Annotated in this window: 1 protein-coding gene and 1 pseudogene; both read right to left on the bottom strand. The window is 74.3% G+C overall.

Annotated features, from left to right (window positions below):
- A pseudogene (locus L2I40_RS22935) lies at positions 1–492 on the bottom strand (aspartate dehydrogenase); the annotation flags it as partial.
- On the bottom strand, positions 489–1,625 hold a 1,137-nt coding region (locus L2I40_RS22930), incomplete at its 5' end, for a thiamine pyrophosphate-dependent enzyme (RefSeq protein WP_237217673.1). The pseudogene L2I40_RS22935 and the gene L2I40_RS22930, both read right to left, overlap by 4 nt.

Below are 1,625 nucleotides of genomic sequence, written 5' to 3'. Positions count from 1 at the left end.
CGATTCGGCCTTCGTGCCGCGCCAGGCGCCGGGCCGCTCGCGACCGACATAGGTGACGCGCGGCGTGCCGCGCAGCCGCGCCGCCGCCAGCGCGTCGATGCCGCCGACGGCGCCCGCGGGCAGCAGGATCTGCGCCCCGCCACGCGTCGCCGCAGCCCGCAGCGCCAGGAACAGCGCATCCTCGGCCAGCGCACCGGTCGAGGCGACGACGAGATCGCGCCCCGCCTCCAGCACCGCTGCGCCATGCTCGCGCACCGCGCCGTGGCCGGCGCATTCGCAGACCACGCCGGCGCCGGTGTGGAGCAGCGCGTCGAGTTCCGTGTGCACGCTGATCACGCGGGCCAGGCCGTTCTGCGCTGCCAGCAGCGCCTCGCCCTTCGCGCGGTCGCGCACCAGCAGGGCCAGATGGTCCAGCGGCCGCGGCGCATGGGCGGCCAGCGCCTCCAGCAGCGTCGCCGCCATCCCGCCCGCGCCGATCAGGCCGAGCTTCATCGGCTGCTTCCCGCCGCGCCCGCCGGCGGGCCCGCGAAGCTCTCCGCGAAGGGGCCGATCGCGACCATGTCCACTTCGACCATGCCCGGGCCGGGCGCGGCGAGCGCGGCATCCAGCGCCGCGCCGAATTCCTCGACGCGGGCGACGCGCGCATGCGCCAGCCCCATGGCGCGGCAGATCAGGTGAAAATCCGGCGTCAGGATGGAGGCGTAGTGCTGCCGTCCGCCATATTGAGCGTCCTGGATGTTGCGGATCACGCCATAGCCGCGGTCGTTCATCAGCACGAAGACGACCTCCGCGCCGCTCTCCACCGCCGTCGCCAATTCGCCGAGCGAAAGCTGCGCCGCGCCGTCGCCGACGAGCGCCACCGCCTTGCCAGCGCCGGCCAGCCCCGCGCCGATGCCCATCGCGATGCCCTGCCCGATCCCGCCGCCCAGCGCATGCACGCCGAGATGCGGCGCGGCCAGCCGCACGAAGCGGTTGCCGAAGGTGGAGTTGGAGATGGTGACATCGCGCACCCAGGGCCGGCCCTCCGCCGTGCGAGCGGAGATCGCCGTCGCCACCGCCGCATACGGCCCGAGCATTTTCGCGAGCGCCACCTCGCTTCGCGCGCGCGCGGCGCCGATGGACTCCAGGAACCTCGCATCGGTCGCGAGCTTCGCCGGCAACCGCGCCAGCAGTCCTTCCAGCACCAGCCGCGCATCGCCGGCGACGAAGAGCTCCACCAGGTAGTTCCGCCCGGCCTGCGTCGCATCCGCATCGGCCTGGAGCAGCGGCGGCAGGCGCATCGCGTTGTTGCGCGTCTCGTTGCCGCGCAGCCGTGATCCCACCACCAGCATCACGTCGGCCGCGTCGTACACAGCCTGCGCGTCCGGCGTCATGTTGAAAGCACCGAGCGACCAGCGATGCCCCTCCGGCACCGTCGCACGCCCGTTCGTGCTGGTCACGGCGCCGATCCCGCGCTCGACCAACGCCGTCGCCGCCGCCGCCGCGCCGCGCGCCCCGCCGCCGAGCCAGGCGTCGCGCACATGCTGGCCGGCAGGCAGCATGGTGATCACCACCTCGGCGCCGCGCGCCGTCTCCGGCGCGCTGACCGCCGCCGTCGCGCCGACTTCGACACAGCGCGCAACGAG

The sequence above is a fragment of the Falsiroseomonas oryziterrae genome, from assembly GCF_021864505.1.
Classification (GTDB): Bacteria; Pseudomonadota; Alphaproteobacteria; order Acetobacterales; family Acetobacteraceae; genus Falsiroseomonas; species Falsiroseomonas oryziterrae.
This window is presented reverse-complemented; position numbering and strand designations above follow the sequence as displayed.